Annotated in this window: 10 protein-coding genes; 1 reads left to right on the top strand and 9 read right to left on the bottom strand. The window is 47.3% G+C overall.

Annotated elements, in window-relative coordinates:
* Positions 1 to 102 precede the first annotated feature (102 nt).
* The 7 genes from RIG66_RS28595 to RIG66_RS28565 form a co-directional block, all read right to left on the bottom strand.
* Complete coding sequence (locus RIG66_RS28595; protein ID WP_446382685.1) at positions 103 to 435, bottom strand: element excision factor XisI family protein; 333 nt, start codon at positions 433 to 435, stop codon at positions 103 to 105.
* Positions 423 to 839, bottom strand: coding sequence for an element excision factor XisH family protein (locus RIG66_RS28590; RefSeq protein WP_446382683.1), 417 nt, complete (start codon positions 837 to 839; stop codon positions 423 to 425). Before RIG66_RS28590 ends, RIG66_RS28595 begins: the two co-directional genes overlap by 13 nt.
* 220 nt (positions 840 to 1,059) lie before the next feature.
* Positions 1,060 to 1,440 carry a peptidoglycan-binding domain-containing protein gene (locus RIG66_RS28585; protein WP_446382681.1) on the bottom strand — a complete coding sequence of 127 codons (381 nt, stop codon included), beginning with the start codon at positions 1,438 to 1,440 and terminating at the stop codon, positions 1,060 to 1,062.
* 41 nt (positions 1,441 to 1,481) lie between these two features.
* Positions 1,482 to 9,248: a SpvB/TcaC N-terminal domain-containing protein gene (locus tag RIG66_RS28580; protein WP_446382679.1), complete on the bottom strand. Its 7,767-nt coding sequence runs from the start codon at positions 9,246 to 9,248 to the stop codon at positions 1,482 to 1,484.
* A gap of 168 nt (positions 9,249 to 9,416) precedes the next feature.
* Positions 9,417 to 9,893 carry a hypothetical protein gene (locus tag RIG66_RS28575; RefSeq protein ID WP_446382677.1) on the bottom strand — a complete coding sequence of 159 codons (477 nt, stop codon included), beginning with the start codon at positions 9,891 to 9,893 and terminating at the stop codon, positions 9,417 to 9,419.
* A 301-nt stretch (positions 9,894 to 10,194) separates the two neighbouring features.
* Complete coding sequence (locus RIG66_RS28570; RefSeq protein WP_446382675.1) at positions 10,195 to 10,500, bottom strand: helix-turn-helix domain-containing protein; 306 nt, start codon at positions 10,498 to 10,500, stop codon at positions 10,195 to 10,197.
* Positions 10,501 to 10,550: 50 nt separating this feature from the next.
* Positions 10,551 to 11,084 carry a hypothetical protein gene (locus tag RIG66_RS28565; RefSeq protein ID WP_446382673.1) on the bottom strand — a complete coding sequence of 178 codons (534 nt, stop codon included), beginning with the start codon at positions 11,082 to 11,084 and terminating at the stop codon, positions 10,551 to 10,553.
* Between the two features lie 296 nt (positions 11,085 to 11,380).
* On the opposite strand from RIG66_RS28565, the gene RIG66_RS28560 reads away from it, so the two are divergent.
* Positions 11,381 to 12,163, top strand: coding sequence for a response regulator transcription factor (locus tag RIG66_RS28560; RefSeq protein WP_446382672.1), 783 nt, complete (start codon positions 11,381 to 11,383; stop codon positions 12,161 to 12,163).
* A gap of 182 nt (positions 12,164 to 12,345) precedes the next feature.
* Here the strand turns inward: RIG66_RS28560 and RIG66_RS28555 are convergent, their stop codons facing one another.
* A complete protein-coding gene (locus RIG66_RS28555) occupies positions 12,346 to 12,501 on the bottom strand; it encodes a hypothetical protein (protein WP_446382671.1) in 156 nt (51 codons plus the stop codon).
* A 135-nt stretch (positions 12,502 to 12,636) separates the two neighbouring features.
* Positions 12,637 to 18,039 (bottom strand): helicase-related protein, encoded by a 5,403-nt coding sequence (locus RIG66_RS28550; protein WP_446382670.1) that lies wholly within the window; start codon positions 18,037 to 18,039, stop codon positions 12,637 to 12,639.
* Positions 18,040 to 18,057: the final 18 nt, after the last annotated feature.

The raw sequence follows: 18,057 nt of genomic DNA, 5'->3' as shown, positions 1-18,057 counted from the left end.
GATATAATCAGGTTTTATTCCATCTTTAGTTTTTTAGATTGGGTTGGCGATGTTGATGATTTCTTCTTTTTAAGTCATATTTTTTTCTCACACTGAAGCTATTTAAGCAACCGCATAGCCTGTATGTTGGCGTAATTCAGGTTCTCGAAAACCAAGAACAATTTGCTCAGGTAGGATACCAGCTTCTTCTAAATCCAGAGCAATTCCAGCTTCTGTGTTATCTCGCTGAATCCAAACTTTATCATCAATGATATCGATATGAACAATGCAGTTATATATGTACTGTTGTCCTTGCCAACCAACGTTAACCAGTAAGTAGTGATTATTCTTAAGGTCAAAGATGGTTTGGGTTTTTAGTTGCAGATTGGCATAGGGAATTGCGGCATAATCTGTGAGAACTTTTTGAATTATGGCTTGTTGTTCTAGGGAATCCATTTTGATATGACCTCCTGAGTAGGGTTAAAGACAATGAGTTTCAGCCTCTTCTTACGTAGCAGTACTTGCCCAATCGGTTCTTCAAACAGATTTGAGAATACCAGCTCTTTGATAGCAAGATATAGCTCTCTATCTGGTTCAAGGTCTTCTAGGATGTCGTAGTACAGTGTGTACTGTCCTAGAGCCTTTTCGAGATCATCAACATCAGATCGACCGATAAAGCTTTTTATTTCGACAGCAATTTTTTGTTCTGCCCTAGCTGCACCAATCAGATGTTCTGCACCCAGATCAACAAAGAGTTCTTTCTTGCCGATTTCCAACTTCAATGGATCATGGGTGATTGTCCACCCATCTTTAAGTAGAGCTGTCTTCACTGTATCGTGATAGATGTCTTTTTTAGGCATAGACTTCTCTCTTGTAAAAATGAACAGAAATGGTAATTTTCCTGTCAATGTCAATTTTCATAATTTTTCTCCTTGTTTTTGATAAATCTGGTTTTTGATAAATAACATTAATCTGGGTTTGGCTTTGTTCCCATCGATCCCATAAGGTGAGATAGGGGGAGGTTTGGGTGTTGGGTTACGCTATCGCTAACCCAACCTACAATATCTGCGATCGCACTTATTATTGAATTTGGTAAAAACCTTTGCGATCGGTTTGGGTTTCTCCTAACAGTTGCTCGCTGCGTAAATCGACATCAAAGGCAGAGATTAAAACATCAGCAGCCGGGTCGCCATCGGCTTGGTAAATATGCCCTTTGACAATCAAGGGAGATTCATCTAGAGCATCAACTTCAGCATTAATTCGTCGAGCGGTTTTTTCATCGACAATCCCATTTACAGGTAATCGATGTTTTCTTTGAAATTCTTGAACAGCAAGAAAGGTCATGGAATCAAAGAAGCCATTAACCCCAAGGTTAAAACCAAGTTGATTCAGTTCCGTTTGCAAGCGGCGAACATCGTTACCGCGCATTTCAGAAGATAGGTTTCGTCCGTCAAGATTCATAATATCCCTCCTTAATACTGGCTTGTCAGTTCAATGGTGTTTTATCGTGCAGGTGTTCTACCAAAGAAATGCTGAAATATCCTTCTGAATGAAGATGTTCCACTGTGCGGTGTTGCACCCCTGGTAATTGCTGTGCAATGAGGGCATTGAATAAAAGACTTTCCCAATGCATTGTTTGTAGTCTTTACGACATAAATCCCAAAATCTTTTATTACTGCTTCTGGCCTCGCTAGCAGCCCGTCATTTAATGCTCTCACCTCGGCATGATTCCCCGGGGTGTTAAATCTACCTGGATTTGCTGATGCAGTGTTAAACTCAGTCGCTACCTCTACCCGTTTAGCAATCTCAGGATGAAGCTTTGCAGCTGCTTGCTTACTATTTAAGCCCGTTGTTATTTGCAGAGTTTCTCTGTCAACTGCTGCTGCAAAAGCGGGCTGAAGCTTTCTCTTCGACACGTGTGTACTTACGGTCGCTAATTCTTCTTTGGCTACAGTTTGAAGAAATTTTTTTTCAATTTGTCGAGTTGTGCCAACATATGGCAGTCCACTACGACTAAGGCCTAATGCACGGGAGACTAGGTTTCCACCACCAGCCAACAGCCCACCTAGTGCAGCTCCTTTGTATCCTTCTTTAACACCTTCAGTAGCGACTTCCGTCAAATCTGTATCTTCTGAAGATTCAGACTGTCGTAACAGCTCCATTCCTCCTCCAGATACGGTTCCTCCCCCAAAACCCGATACAACGCCAATACCGACTGCGCCAAGTCCATAAGCAGCACCTGCTACAGCTAGTCCCCCTGTTGCGAAACCCGAAAGATAAATCACTGCAGTGCCTTTAGCTGCAGAGGCTGCTAGCTGATCCCTTCTCTCTCCTATCTTAGAAATGGTTTCTTTATCCTTCTCGTTTCTACGCTGTCTTTCTCTCAACTTTTCTTTTCCAGCTTTTGATTCCGCAGACTCAGGCCCTTCTGGCGAAAATCCTGCTTCTTCACGCAAAATCATCACAGCTTCCATAATCTGGCGACTTCTATCTCCATCTGAACCTGCTAAATCTTGAACCAGACCGCTAATTTCCTGAGAAGCTAGCTCCTGATCGCTCAGAAGTCCATATTCAGCTGGATCTTCCTTCATCTGTCCTGTGCTATCTACTAAGCGAATAGGATTGTTAGCAACATACAAATATCTATTGACATGATCCGCTACGCCTATTGGATCTACTGTTGTCCATCGACCTAACCAAGCAGCATAGTACCTTGCTCCATGGTGTCCCAAGCCAGTCTCTTCATCTCGCTCCATTCCCGTATACCGATACCGCTTCAAACCCACCTCTGCTGCGGAACGTCCAGAGCGATAAGCACTCGTCCCATAGGGATGATATTCCTCATAAGAAATCACCGCACCTACTGCATCCACTTCTAAACTAACCGAACCCAAATGATTACCCAGTTGATAACGAATAATTGGAGCGAATAAAGGAGTTTCACTACTATTTTCAGTGTCAACTATCTTCGTCTCCACCAAAGCAATTCGCTGCTGGTCATCCATCACATGAAGCGTTTCCCGCTCCAACATCACCGTTTCGCCATCACCACCATACTCCCGATAAATCTCAAACCCACCCAAATAAATTCGCTCATTCTTACGAGTTGCCATTCCCCCCACTGCGGCTTGCCGTTCCGTTACCTTCCGCACCCGCTCACCACTACCGTCATAAACGTAATAACTCGTTTCCGGTGTCCCCTCATTAACCACCTGGCGGCTAGTCGCCTTGAGCCTATCCTGATAATCCCACTGCATCAACGGCAAATGGGGCATCGTGATCATATTGCCGTGGGTATCATAAGTATAAGCCGCTGAAAACTCACCCTCCCCGTCACCCGGTCGGCTCGTCGCTAACAACCGATTACTACCTGCATCATATTGGTAACGGCGCGTCCAATTACCATTCGTTGCACCATGAATCATCGCCAGAATATTCCCCACCCCGTCATATTCATAGCGTTCCGTGTAGTTCCGCATCGCCTGACTATCATTGGGATGAGGCAAAGGCATCACCGGAACATCCTCATGATCCCGTTGATGATTTGCCTGTTGTCCCGCGTGTTCCCGTCCCTCCGCCCGTATGAGACGAGAGAGGGCATCATACTCATAGCGCGTATGCGGTAACACCACATCATTATTGAAGAAAATCGTCTGTTGAGCCTCATCCCGAATCTCAGTAATATTTCCCACCGGGTCATAGATATAGCGCAAATCCTGGAGACGAGCATTATCTGATATACGAGTCGTCAACAACCGCACTAACCGAAAAGTGTCCGGGTCATAAGCATAAGTTGTCCGTACCCCATTCCCATACTCAATTAATATCCGCTGACCCTTGGCATCATAGTCAATATTCTGCACAAAAACCGTTTCGGCTGCCGCCCCCCGTACCCGCACATACAGTTGCTCCAGTAGATTCGCCTCATTGTACACCGGACGAGTCACACTCTGGTCGGGACTGGTTAACAACACAGGACGGTTCAGGGCATCATATTCTGTTCTAATCGTAAACACCTGAGATTCCAAACTATTCGTGGAAGACCCCTCAGTCCAATCAATCACCAGCGCCTTATAATCCCTAACCAGTTGGCGCGTAACCTCCAGTACATTCCCTTTAAAATCAAACCGCTGACTCGTAACCAACCCACTAGAATCATAATGCTGGTAAACCTGTCCCCGCAGATTACGATTCAACTCCTCCGGTTGTCCTTCCCCATAGATAAACCGTTCAATTACCTGAGAAGAGTCACCATCAATTTGTAACTGCTGTTCTACAGGACGACGCAGGGCATCATACAGGGTATGAAAACGGCGACGTTCCAACACCGTAGACCCCCCTTCTCTGACCCGTTCATTCTCATCCCAGGCATAAAACGGCTGTCCGGTACTGTCCATCAGCATCCACCTATCCCCCCCATCCATACTGTGCTGAAAGAGTAGATTTCCGGCAATGTCATAGCAGGGAACAAACTCCGTTTCTGCACCTGGGGAATTGATATACTCCATCACCCGATTCCCTCGCGCATCCTGAATCCACAGGGGTTTGCCTTCTATGTCGAGTTTGGTGTAGGTGAGATATTTTTCTTCAGTAATAACATCCTCTTGCTGCCACTTATTGTGGGCAATTGCCACCACCTCTCGCCCCAAACTATCCAGATGCGTCACCGCTGGTGTATTAGCATGAACCTCAGCCAGCCGAGCCGCCCGTTGTTCGGCGGTTGTACCACTAGAATAGCGAGTATACCAGGCATTATCGGGTTCCAGTACTGTGTCATTCCCATCATAAGTTGCCATGAACCAGGGAGAAAACTCCACCCGACTGTAGGTTCCATCGGGCATCTCCGTGCGAACTTGCCGTCCCACCGCATCATAGTAAAGAATCGGTGTCACCCCCACTTCCTGGGGTTCTGCAAACCGATGATCCGGTTCTCCCAATTCGTTGTAACTGAAATAGGGTTCATACTGTTTAACCGGATTCCCCTTATTATTGAGAATGGTTTTCCCCGTAGCAATCCAGCGTAACGGACTCCCCTCAGTTTCAGGTTCCGCCTGCACTTTCTGCACCAACACCGTTCCCATCCCATCAGAATACTCAAACGCCACCTGCAGCGGACTGTTTTCATCTCCATAGCGTTCGCGCATAATACTACAGGCACAAGCTGGATGCTCCCCCCACGTCCTTGTACCATCCTCATGGTCTTGTTCCCCAAAATAATAGATATATCGGGCTGTCCCCCTCTCCAACCAGGTTCGGGCTTGACTTTCGTCATAAGTATTCTTGACAAAAAAGTCATTAAGTGCTGTGGAAGTAGGATTCGCCAACGTATCATTAAACGAACTCAGACTATCTCCTTCCTCGCCTTTCCCCATAACCGCCATTGCCGTTGGCAAACCTAACCCATCAAAGTACATTCGTGAGAGATTGCCGTTAATGTCTTGTAGTTCCGAGGGAGCCAGTACCCGAAAGTCAAACTGAGTCACTTGAGTCTGATTACCAATCGGGTCAGTGCTAGACTCGACGTAGAGATCCCGTGAATCGTAAACCAGTGTCGTAGTTTTCCCAAAAGGACTGGTGTAACGTTCCGGTAAGTAGAAATGAGCAGCCGCATCAGGGGCAAACCCAGCAATACCAGAACGTATCCAATACTGCCCCTCGGTATCCAGATTTGGAAACCGTTCTGCCAAAGTTACTCCACTCAGATAGCCACTCAAATCAGGATTATCCAAATTGTCCCGTACTTCCGGTGTCAGGTGTTCTGACTCAAAGACCGCATCCAGTAATTCATCCGTCAGCGCCAACGTATAATTTTCATAGGGTAAACCCAAGTAACTCAGTTCTCCCCAGGGTAAAACGGTTTGCAAATCATCACTGAAATACAGCATCCGCACCCACTCCACTAATCGCTTCTGGGGAGTTGTGCGATTCGGTGTCACATGGTAGGGAATGTCTGAAACCCCATTGGCAATATCAACCTGCCGCAGTTCTGCCAGAGTATAGTAAAATCCGGCGGCGGGTTCAATTCCGGTCAGTTCATAGGTTTTAACCTCGCAGGGTAGGCGCAGGCGATAGTGGTTATCAGTAATAACATCATTAGTCAAGTGATTTTCCGTATAAACCAGATGGCGTTCCTGCTGAACCTGGTTAATCAGTGCTTCTGCCCCCTCTGGCAGAGTTTCATCCTCCTCCTGTCCCCGGCGAGGATAAGCCACAGCTACCGATTCGAGCACATTCCCATAATCATCAATTCGTAAATTCAGCGTGTGAGCAATACGGGGGTCAGGCTGGAGAGAACCCGCTTGTAAATCCAGTTCGTAGTGATAGGTAATCGCCTCACTTTCAGTCACCCAAAAAACAGCATGGCGATTATCACCCTGAGCCTGAAGTCGCCGAATATGGCAGTTGTGAAACGCAGTCGAAAATAGCTTAACCCGGCGTTCTTCCCCAGCTTCGAGAGCGTCTACATCTAACTCATACACCTCCTGGCGCAGCATCATGCCCTTACAAGCTCTCAATGCTTCCCGCCACTCCTGAGTACTCAATCCTGCGCCACTCAGGTCAGGTTCCGGTAAGCTGTGCTCCTGAAAATCCCCCAGAACATTGGTTTCATCCGGATTAAGTGCCTCAAACCAGCGCGGGAAATACTCATCTGCAAACTGAGAGAGGATGCGTTCCCGTTCTAAGAATGCCCCGGTATGAAACCAGGTAATCGTTTTAACGGGCGGTTGATACAGCCTCTGGTCATCGCTGACGTAGGGACTCGCCGTATTTCCCGCTGTAAACGTACCAAAATCTTCCACATCGGTTTGTTCCACCCGCCCAAAGCCCCGAAATTCTCGTTCTTCGCCATCAAAATACCCATGATGATAACTATAGGTAGAGGTAAAACGAGTCTGTCGCCATTGATCAAAAACTGTAACCTTTTCTACCACCTGAACCGGAAACGGTAACTTAGTAATCCAGGGTTTCCCTGCCAACTTATCTTGCAGATAAAACTTAGTCGAAGGCGCATACTGGACAATAGTTTCCGCCCCCAAATTGTTCACGGTTTTAATCAACAAATGAGGCTTTTGCCCCCCCATCAAATCAATGTAGCGCATGACCCGCCCCATATTTCCTGGTAAAGGAGAAGACCAGACCAAACAAGCCGTACTATTTCCTAACAGGTCAATTGCCGTAACTGATGCCACACTATCCATCATCGGAAAGCTGGTCAAAACCCGCTCTGCCGACCAACTATTACCTGACTGATTGAAATAAACCTGCACCCCGGCTGCACTCAGATACAAAATATCCGTCGTCCCCGAACCATCAATATCTCCCAACACGATCCGACGCTGATTAAAAATATCCGGCGCATCAAACCAAGGGGCATTATCCATCGTCACCTTCGCCCCAAACCGCCCGTATCCCAGATTAGACCAGTAACAGACCTCACCATTGCGAATTCGGACAATATCAGTCAATCCATCCCCAGACATATCCGCCAAATAGATAGACTGAGTGCTATCGGCAAATACCACACGGGGTCCTTGTTCCTCATCCCAAGGCTGACGCGATCGCTCAGCGGTACCAAACCCTGCTTCTGCCAGAGACGGATGCCAAATCCAACACTCCTCTTCTGTAATCAGAATATCGCTATGTCCATCCCCATTCAGGTCAATAAACTTCAGGTTAGGATTGTTCCAATCCAGTACAGGCAAAGATTTGAAGGGAATAAAAGCTTGCCAATCTTCCGCCGGAGTCCGCTGATAAAATCCCGGCGTTGCACTGTCGAAGGCGACTAAATCCAGTTGTCCATCACCTGCCAGATCCAGGAACTGAGACCCACTGGCTAAACCCGCAGCTGGCTTACTCCTCACCCGTTCAACCGCCGCAAAACGAGCCTCCACGCGATCGCCGCCATTGTCCTGAACTGAATTAATCGGACTCAAGTTACGCTTATAAAACCAACCCTCTCCTTGCTCAGTCAAAATCCCCGATACGCCTTCCCCATCTAGATCCACCCACTGATATCCCGTCCCATTCAGTCCAATCGGCAAATTCTCCAGACTCACCGGATCGACCTCCCGCACGGTTTCATCGATCTGAGGTTTACTGTAAGTAAACTCTAGGGGTGGCAAGGATTTTGACCGATAGCCGCCTTCAGGATTCCGCTTGTAGCCTGTTTGCGTGACTGAAACGAGGAATGAATAGATCAGATTACTCGTATCCGTGGGATTTTCCTCATCAGAATAGGTAAAATCCGTTGATCGCACCCAGCAATTGTCCCCCACCTCCGCTTCATCCGGGAAATGGTGGAACACCAGCACTCGTTGACAACGGCGGTAGGTACGACGTTCAAAACCCGCCCGATAGGAGGAAAATGGATCATGCCGCACCGACCAAACTCCGGAGTCATCAGGAGTCGGAGTTACCGGATCATGGTCTCCGTAATCAAAGACCACTTCAAACAGCCAATCGCGGCGTAAACTCAAATCCTCATCCGGTTGTCGAGGCGTAAGATTCCCATATTGAATGCATTTCAGGTAACGGTTGACCCCTCGGCTTTCTGCCGTGCGGTTGCGTTCATGGGCTTGAGAGGTGTCAATTCCCTGGGAGTCTTCCGGTTTGTAGCCATAGCGGATAGCATTCCCTTTGTCATCGTAGCTTTCGCCAATCAGCCAGCTAAAGATGCGCCTTGGGTCCGCTGGATCAGCGATGCGGCTGTCAGGGGTTGTGCCGTAGAGAGTGGTAATATTATCCTTAGAAACGGAGCGCCAGTGAGTTTCCCCCGACTCCAGCGACGTCCAGCGTTCAATCTGGGCAAACAAGCCTTCTACGCGAGGACGGTATGGGCGAATCGAGTATCCATCGCGTACTATATCCGCGATCGCACCCACCCCATTCAAAACTGGAACGAGGTCTTCAGCGCCCGATAAAATAAACACATCGGATTCTTCTGCATCCTGGTAGCGAGGTAAGCCCTTATCGGTTTTGCGCGTAATTGAGGGAATAGATAAATTCCAGCCGAAACCGAAAACACCATTACTCGCGCCGGAATCATAGGAGAGGACAAGTTGGGGACTAAATCCAGACCGACCCGGGCTGGTAGCAATAGGGACACTCGTAGAACCCGTTCCCGTCACGGGGTTAGCTGTAAACTTTTCCCCCATTCCTTGGATTGCGCCTCCACCCTTGGGTAAGGATACAGGGGTCGGTGGAGAGAAATAATTGTTTTCGGCTTCGGATTCTCCATCTGGAGCTGATTGATTAGGGCGATCGCGCATTGACGAACCCTCTGTTAATTAATTTTCCGCATCATAGTCTATCGGTTGACTAATCGGGTAATTTTTTACATAAATATACAATAGGCTAGATTTTACGTCATCTAGCCAGTTGCAAAATGTATTCCTACCTCAAAAGGTAGTCCCCAGTTCAGAGCCAGCGATCAGCTATCATGCTTCATCCGGTTCATCCCTCTCCTCAATCTCCGGAGCCTCGAAGACAACTTCAAAACAAGAATTGGGGATAAACCGATTCAAAGCTCTGACGTGATCCTGGGCATCTTGACGATTAAAGAACCGAGCTATGGTACACCTTTGACAATTGGGTAGGAGTCGAACAATTGCCCAAGGACGAGTCAAGTTTAGTAGAGGTTGAGTTCGTTGGGATGTTGTTTCTCCCTTCCTCAATGTCAAACCATTTTGCACAATCGATACCAGCCGTTGCCATGCTGGGCTAGTATCATTAGGAAGGATAGTCCAATCTTCCACGGGTGCCGGTAACCAAGTCAAAATGTAAGGTTTGCCTTCTTTGATGACTTGCCAAGATAGGCGGCGGTTTTGTTTAAGGCATTGATAGCCTTGCTGCCGGAGAACAGCACAAAGGTTCTCGCCTTCCTCCCGAAGGCGAAGCCAGTCTCGATGCTTCATAGTCAGTAAAAAAAGTAAATGAGTAAGTGGGTTACTGTTCGTGATCCCCAAGGCGATCGCTAGCACTATTCCTGAAATCCCATAAACGCGATCGCCCGATGCTGGTGATCCTATAGATTAGATATTTAAATCACACACTCAATGTTTCATAGGCATCTTTGAACTCGACTCAGGCGTTCACACACAAGCAACGAACTCCGTTGCTTCTGGTTGATGGTCTTTTTTCAACGTATTAAGAATGGCAATAAAAAAACACCTTGGATCGAGGTGGAAATTTCCTTCAATTTGTGCATAAAGCCTTTCATGGCTCCTGATTGGGAAAACAGAGTAAATTGATCAGTTCGGTGGGAATCTCCTCAAAATGCTCCAAGACGAAATCCATTAGGGCAAGATGGCGCAAATCAGCAGGTTGAGGACGGCGATAGCTGCGACCTCGACTAAACCAACACTGAACAGTAGAAATTGAGCGATCGCATATAGCAGCGAGTATCTCTTGAGTCACGGGCCATTTGGCATAAAACCGCTGAGGTGTCATTCCGAGTTGGCAATTGCTGTAGAGTTGAATCAGATCTCGCTCTCGTTGAGTTAAAGGACGGTTTCGGGTCATAATACGTCAAAAGGTCAAAAGTCAAAAAGCAGAAGATACGCGAACTGGGGTTACACCAAGCGACGCTCTAGATCTTCTTCCCAAGCCGTATCAGCAGTAACGATGGCTGAACTAATTGAGTCTTTATCCAGGAGAATTAGATATTTCCAATTCCACTGAAAACCCTGGTGAGGTGCGGGCTTTATAAAACGACCAATGACCACACCAAAGTCTGTTTCCGCTAACCCTTCCAATGGCTTCCAGCGAAGAGACTCACCGTATTCAAACTGGGGGATATTAAAATTGGTGAGATTCGGGCTTGCTATCCGAAAGGTTCTGTCAACTAAAGGTAAATCAGAAATTCCCCGACTATCTCCTTGCCGAATTGCATTCAGATAGGCGGAGATTACGCTATCTTGGAGACTAGAGGTTAACTGTCCAATCAACAAAGCGGCGATTGAATCCGGTTCATCTTCCTGAATTTGTTGCCACTGAGTCTCGTTAATTTTTTCCAAAAAAGTGCTTAATTTCCCCAGTAAGTCTGATATGCCAAAATCATGTAAGGCTTGCTGATAGCCCTCTTGATAACTAATAGATTTAATCATGAATATAGCTCCTGTTTAAGTCAATTCCGGATACAGGAACATTTGGGTGTTGACTTCACCGCTTGTTCCTGACGCGGCATTTCAGGGGGATATTGAGGTCAACGACAGTCCTTTTAGCCGCCGTGTGATGAGTGGGCAAAATAGTCAGCTCAGATGACTTTCGCGAGTCGTACAGTGTCAGCACGATGTTTTTCGTGGTATTTTATCTTTTTACCCCCTGTCAGGTTTCAGGATTTCGGCTGCTCCTGGGGGTTTAGCGACCTTGTTTAACTTCCTTTCGGATTTTTCATGAGTTTATGAAAAAGATCTTGATTATTGAAGATGACTGTTGCACCAGCGAGTTACTTGATTTTCTTCTGACCCAAGATGGTTATGCTTGTCAGGTAGCCCATGATGGAATAACTGGACTGGAAGCCGTGCATAACTCTTATCCCGATTTAGTCATTTTGGATTTAAATCTTCCAGGAATGAGCGGTTTAGAGGTTTGTTGTAAAATTCGTTGTGCTTCCCTTGAGAAAGAGCCGTATATTCTCTGTTTAACCGTTAAAACCGGGAAAGTTGATAAGATTGCTAGTTTATCAACGGGAGCTGATCTGTACATGACCAAACCCTTTGACCCCGATGAGCTATTGGTTCAGATTCGCGCTCTGTTTCGTCGCCATGAGCGATTGAAAAAACATGATTTGTCGTTTTCTACCGCCCATTTCGACTTCTGTTTTGACGGAATAAATCTGTCGGATGTCCGGATTTTTCTGCGGAAGAAGTCGGCGCAGCAGGTGGAAGTCACTTATGAGTTTTCGACGAGTGAGCGCGGGCTGTTTGTCTTTCTAGCGCGGAATGCTGGCTTAGTTCAAAGTCGGGACAAAATTTTGACAGCGGTTTGGGGACAAGAGACTGATGTGGCGATCCGAACTGTAGATGCTGCAGTGTCCAGGCTGCGTAAACGGTTGAATCATATTTTTCCCGAATATAGCTCCCCGTTTGTAGAAACGGTGGAATTGCTCGGCTATCGGTTTGTGGATGTTGAGAGGACTTCATCGGATGTTGTTTCTTTTTCTAGTCAATTAAGGTTAGTTTAGTCTGGGGAAACCGATGAAGCCTGTTGATAAGCTGTTCGGCATTTAAACCTTAATGTCAATAATGGCGAAAGCATTGTATTGCGAGCATCTTGCTCGCTACTAATACCCAATTTAAATGCATGACAGCTTATCCAGTGACGGCTGATAGGAGTCGATAAGGGAGATAAGAACGATACGTATTTCTACCAGTCGCGGTAGCCTTTTGAACCATTAGTTGCTCCAAGCCAGTGACATTTTTTCCACTCTTCTAAGGGGGAAGGAATGGTCTTGATGTTTTTGAAGTATTCGGCAATGGCTAGGATTTGCATAGGGTTGAGTTGAGCTAGTATTTTCAGCATGATGAATTTTGATGATTTCTCACCTTCACAAGCGCAGTCGCGCTAAACTGATGCGGTTTTAAAGCGTAATTAACTACCCCGTTATCACTGACGAGACTTAAACGGTTTCACCTTTTTTCGCTGGGTTATAGCCGCTCAAAATAAGGGGAGTTGGTTGCACTCTGTTGGTTGAAGGGGTTGGAGTGGGATAAGTGCTTGGAAATTGATGGGGTTTGGACTGGGGGTGGAGTTCAATTTCGGTTGGAGTTGTTGCAGTTTGAGTTGTACTATTGGAACAGCTTCGCTGATGGCATCAATCCAAGTTACTTCCTGAGAGTTAGTATCAGTAGTGCTAGGTTCTTCTAGAGTGCGAATATACTCAACCACCTTAGAGTTGGCTCCATGATAGGGGGCGCGGGTTGGTGGGTTGATGGTTCGCGTAGTTGGTAGTTGAGCTTGTGTGCCATCGTGTTGGTGGGAAAGCAATTCGGTTTTGAGGGTTGCTTGTTGGGTTTTGAGGGGTGCGAGTTGGTGTTGGATGTCTTCGACTAACTCGGTGAGGTTTCTAACTCGCTGGGGGAGTTCCTGTTGCCCGTTTTGAAGCTTCTTGAACTGGGCAACAATCTGTTGAAGGTAGTCTCCCTGGGCGATCGCCTTTAAGGTTTTTTGAGTAGCCGTAAGTAACCCTTTGCCTGTATTCCATTTCTCTACCAAGTCATAGTAGGCTCGGTAGCCTTGATCAGTGGAACCGCCAAGCTGTACAATCACTTCATTGCCTTTGGCGTGGGCGCAGAGGGAAAAAGAGCCGATTGTGCCAATGTCCTGGGGTTGGTAGGGTTGAGTGTAGATGATATCGTAGATAGCTTGCATCAGCACCGCCCCCGCTTCTTGGGCAGAATACTTTTGGTTTTTAATCGTGTAGGTTGTCTGCAAGCTGTTTTGGGCTATGTTTTGGTCAACAGTAGCCGCTTGGATAAGAGCGTTCAACCGTTCCACTTCATCGGGAAGGGACTTCAGAGTTAACAAATCATTGGCTAACTTAGTGTGCAAGCTGGATAAGTCGGCTTCCAAATGGCGGATGCGATCGCAAACTTTAGCATGTTCCAACGCCTTACCATTACCTGATAGAAGAGCAGATGCCAATAGGTAGTGAGCCGCATCATCGCCAATATCCTCACAGTGACGAGTAAGCATTTCACCAGAAAGGAATTGGTATGCCATTTCTGCCTTAATCCGAACGCGGTTCAGCTTAAATGCATCAAAGCCTGGGGAGTTGCCTGTACCCGAGGTGCCGTAAAAGAATTCATAGCAGATGGGCCAAAGGTTACCTTGTCGATGTCCCCGGCTGCGACGCTGGATTAAACTGGCAGGAGTCCAAGGTGTATCAGCATGGTGCATGGCGATGCAACGGACGGGCATATCTGCACCTGTCCCCCCCATTTCTGTAGTCACCATAACGACTCTAACGGCTCCAGTATTCACCTGTTGGAACAAATCAAAGCGCTGGGAAGCACTCTTGTATTTATGAATAATTGCCACTTCTCTTTGAGGAATTCCTAGGGCAACTAAATGGTCACGAATCAGGTTAAAACAATCAAAAATTCCCTTACCTTTGGGAACGCCAGCGTCGCAAAATATAATCTGAGTTCCCTTCACCGAAGTCGTTGTTCTCCAAATCCACCAGACATTATGAATCAATCGGTTGAGTTTGGTATCAGTTGCGGCGGGAGCGTCGGGTTCAACCAGTCGGAGGTCAATTGATCCTAAACTTCCCAAACTGGTTAGGGTCAAGGGATTATGTTCGATCACCTTGCCGTCTCTGATATAAGAGACTGGAGTTTTGTTCAACCAGAGTTGGAACCAATGTTTAATCCTTTCTGTGAGTGCCACTTGAGTCGAATTCATCGGTATTGTAATAGTATAGCGGCGCAGTTCAGGACGAATGATTCCCGCTGTTTCTGCTGTAGCAAAGCTGGTAAAGCGGCTGATGTCGCTCATCATTTCCCAGAGGTTCTTGAACCCAGTAATTCGGGTTTTGGGTTTAATTCCTCCGGTACTGGTGAATTCTAGCGCTGTTGTCACTAAACCATATTGACTGATCCAAGCATCGAAATGAGAGCAATCGGTATCGTGTAAACTATCGGGAGCGAATAGGCGCATCAGATTATACATTTCGCTGATGCTATTGGAGGGCCAGCTTCCTGTACCACCGCCAATGAATCCACCCTGTTCAAACAGGGTATTGTATTTGAGGAGTGTATTGAGACTTCTTTGGGTGTCGGTGTTGGTAATACCAGCAATACTGCGGGCAGCTTTGCTGGCAAATTGGATATTTTTGGCGCAATGGATTTCATCAAGCCAGATCCAATCGCAGCCTAAGTCTTCCCAGTTAATGTTAATAATGTTACGTGAGTAGTAATGGGTGGCTTTTTCAACGGAGCGCTCTAGGGAATCGCGCTTTTTATCGAGGGTTTTTTGAGTTGAAGATTGACGCTTTTTGATATAATTAAGCGTTCCATTTTGGCTAATTGAAAGAATTCCTTTCTCCATTAGACTTTTAACACGCTGCTGCCATGCCAACACGTTTGATTCCTGGGAGCGAAGCTGGTCGAAGAGTTCTAGTTCCTCCAGTTGTTCGGTTAAAGAGTCAGTTTGTCGCTGGAGTTCGAGATAGAGTGAAGGGTCTTCATTTTTGACATCAGCGATGTAGCGCTGTAAGATATCTAGCTGTTCCCGGATGTAGTTAATTTTTGTAGTGGCACTGATGGGAATGGCAAAGAATTGGGAGTGGGTGAGGATGATAGCGTGATAGCGTCCCGTTTGGATTTTTGCAATTAGCTTGTTCTTTTCCTGCCAGTTGAACTCATCAGCGATGAGTAATTTGGCGTTAGGATAGAGAGTTTTGAACGCCGAAACCACTTGAGAGAGGGTGGAATTTTGAACGACGAGAATGGGTTTGGACGCTAATCCTAATCGCTGGGCTTCATAAGCGGCGGCGCACATCGTAAACGTCTTACCAGTGCCGCATTCGTGGAGACAAAAGAGGCGTTTGGATTGAATGGCTCGTGCAATAGCGGCGTTTTGATGGGGTTTGAGTGTGATAGAGCTGTTGCTATCGGGCAGACTTAAGTAGGAGCCATCCCAATGGCGCTTTTTAGGGAGTGGGTAGAGTTGGTTATATTTAACCGTGAGATGATAAGCTCGTTCTAAGTCGCTCCAGAGCCAGGTGGTAAAATAGGTTTCCAGGCGTTGGGCAGCGGCAATCGCGGCGTCAGTGGCTTGGCGTGATTTTTCTGGGTCAATCTGTTTAGTTGAGTCTTTGACTTGAACGTTAATCAGTCGTTTGTTGAGGGATTGTTCGATTAGCCACAGAACACTGCGACGTCCCTCACCGTGACACCCCATTGAAGCCCATTCTGAGGCGGTGGCGGCTTCCAGGCAGGTGGAAGACCCGCGCAGTGACCACAGCGCTAATGGGGGAATGTGATGGCATTGTATCTCAGTGGGGTGAATGTTTAAAAGGTGAGCAATGAATTCTTGGATGGCTTGGGGTTCAATCCAGGACGCTCCTAATCCCGTGTCAATCGATACATTAGCATCCAAGTGGCTGTCGATATCGGATTGAACCTTGAGACGGTGGGCGATTTCGGCTCGGATTTCCGTTGAAGCTGGGGGGAGGAGGTAGGGAGAAAGGTGAAGGTACTGTCCGTTGGCGTCTTGGCGGGTGAGTTCCGCTTCGTTATCGTGGAGTTGGAATTGTTGGTAGGTGTCTGGGTCGGTATGTTTCAGGGTACGAAGGGTTTGTAGCTTGGTGCGGGTGTTTCCGGATAGGTAAGCATCCCGTAGTACCCATTGGTTCGTGGATGGGTTGTAGAAGATGAGGGATTGTTTCCCTTGGGGGGTGGAAACGTTTTTCAGGGCGGTAATTGTTTCTGCTGGGGTTTGGTTGACCAAGATGCTAATGTATTGGATGTCTAGATAACCTTTGCGTTCCAGACATTCCCAGACGGCATCTAGTGGAGAAGAGAGTTGACGCTGTTGTTTGCGTAAGCAGCCAGAAACCCGTTCGTGGAAGATGTCGGCGTTTTTGTAGCGGACGGCTTCAATTTTCCCGGTGTTAGAGTTTACCGTGACCGGGATTTCTGCTTCAAGGGCATAACACATTGCCACGAGTTCCGAGTCGTCGGCGATGACTTCGAGGGTGTTGGGATGGTCTTTTCGATTGAGCAGGCGTCCGTATTTAATGATAAATTCATCATGGTGCAGGTTGAGCTGTTGCCTCAGGGTTTCCATGTCTGGGCTATTGTTGATTTCAGCTTGAATGAGGCGGTCTAGGGTATGTTTAAGTCGGAGTGCGTCGGCAATATGATGTTCGTGTTGGGTTACTCTGACTAAGCCTTGGTTGGGGATGTATTGGTGGACGTTTCCTTCAACAAAGAGGTAGCGATAGGGGTCTTCTCCTATGCACTCCAGGGGTGGGAGTAGTGATTGTAGGGTTTGGGTGGATGCTGGTGCGGGTTGATAGGTGCTTGGACAGGAACGGAAGGCATCAATGATGGCTGATTTGAGGGGGCGAGAGTCGGGGGCGACGGCGACGCGATCGCTACCATAGAGTTTACAATGGGTCAGGGTTCCCAGTACCCTTTCGGGATGGTCTTGGAAGTAGCGGTTGATGGGGATTGGCTTCCCTGTAGAGTTGGTAAGGGGACTATCAACGGTTTCTCCCCATTGGGTACTTTCTTGAGGGGGGTCACTCTTTTGCAGGATAATCAGGTCAGCGGTGACTGAGGTGTTGGCGCTTTTGAAGGCATTGTTGGGTAAGCGCACGGCTCCGATTAATTTTGCTCCAAGGGATGCTAAATAGTGGCAGAATTCTGGGGTTGAGTCCAGGGTTCCGGTGGAGGTTATCGCGGCAATAATGCCACCGTTTCGCAATGCGTCCCAGCTTTTTGCCCAGAAGTAGTTGTGCAGGTTGCTGACAACTGGGTTGTATTTGGGGTCAAAGGGGGCGGTAGTTCCGAAGGGAAAGTTGGAGATAATCAGGTCGAAGCTGTTGGCAGGGAGTTCGACGTGTTGAAAGCCGATTTTGGTGCTGGTGCTACTGCCATATACTATAGCATCGGGGTGGAGGTGACGAGCGATCGCGCTGGCAATAGGGTCGATTTCAATGAGGACCCACTCAGATTGGTGGCGATAGTCTGAGGGTTGAAGTCCTGGGAATGAACCAATGTTACTGGCGGGTTCCAGGATGCGTCCTGATTTGAAGCCCAGGTTTTCAAGAACACTCCAGATGGCTTCTATAATGTTTTGAGGCGTTTGGAAGGCGTTGTCGGTATTGAGGTCATTATCGGGTAGCAGTTCCAGGGTATCCCGGTTGATAGCACTAGCGACGGTTCCCCATCCGACGAAGGTGGCGAGTTGGTGGCGTTCGTCTTCGGTGGGTTTTCGGTTTTCTCGTTGGAGTTGTTGGAGGAGTTTGACAGCGCGGATGTTCTTTTGGAGTTGGGTTTTTATGCCTTTGGTTTGGGGAAGGTTGTGGAAGTTGTAGGGCGAGTTCATTGTCTTGAGCAGAACGTT

The organism is Coleofasciculus sp. E2-BRE-01 (assembly GCF_040221695.1).
Lineage (GTDB): Bacteria > Cyanobacteriota > Cyanobacteriia > Cyanobacteriales > Coleofasciculaceae > Coleofasciculus.
Note: the sequence above shows the minus strand (reverse complement) of the source record. Positions and strands in the feature narration are given on the sequence as shown.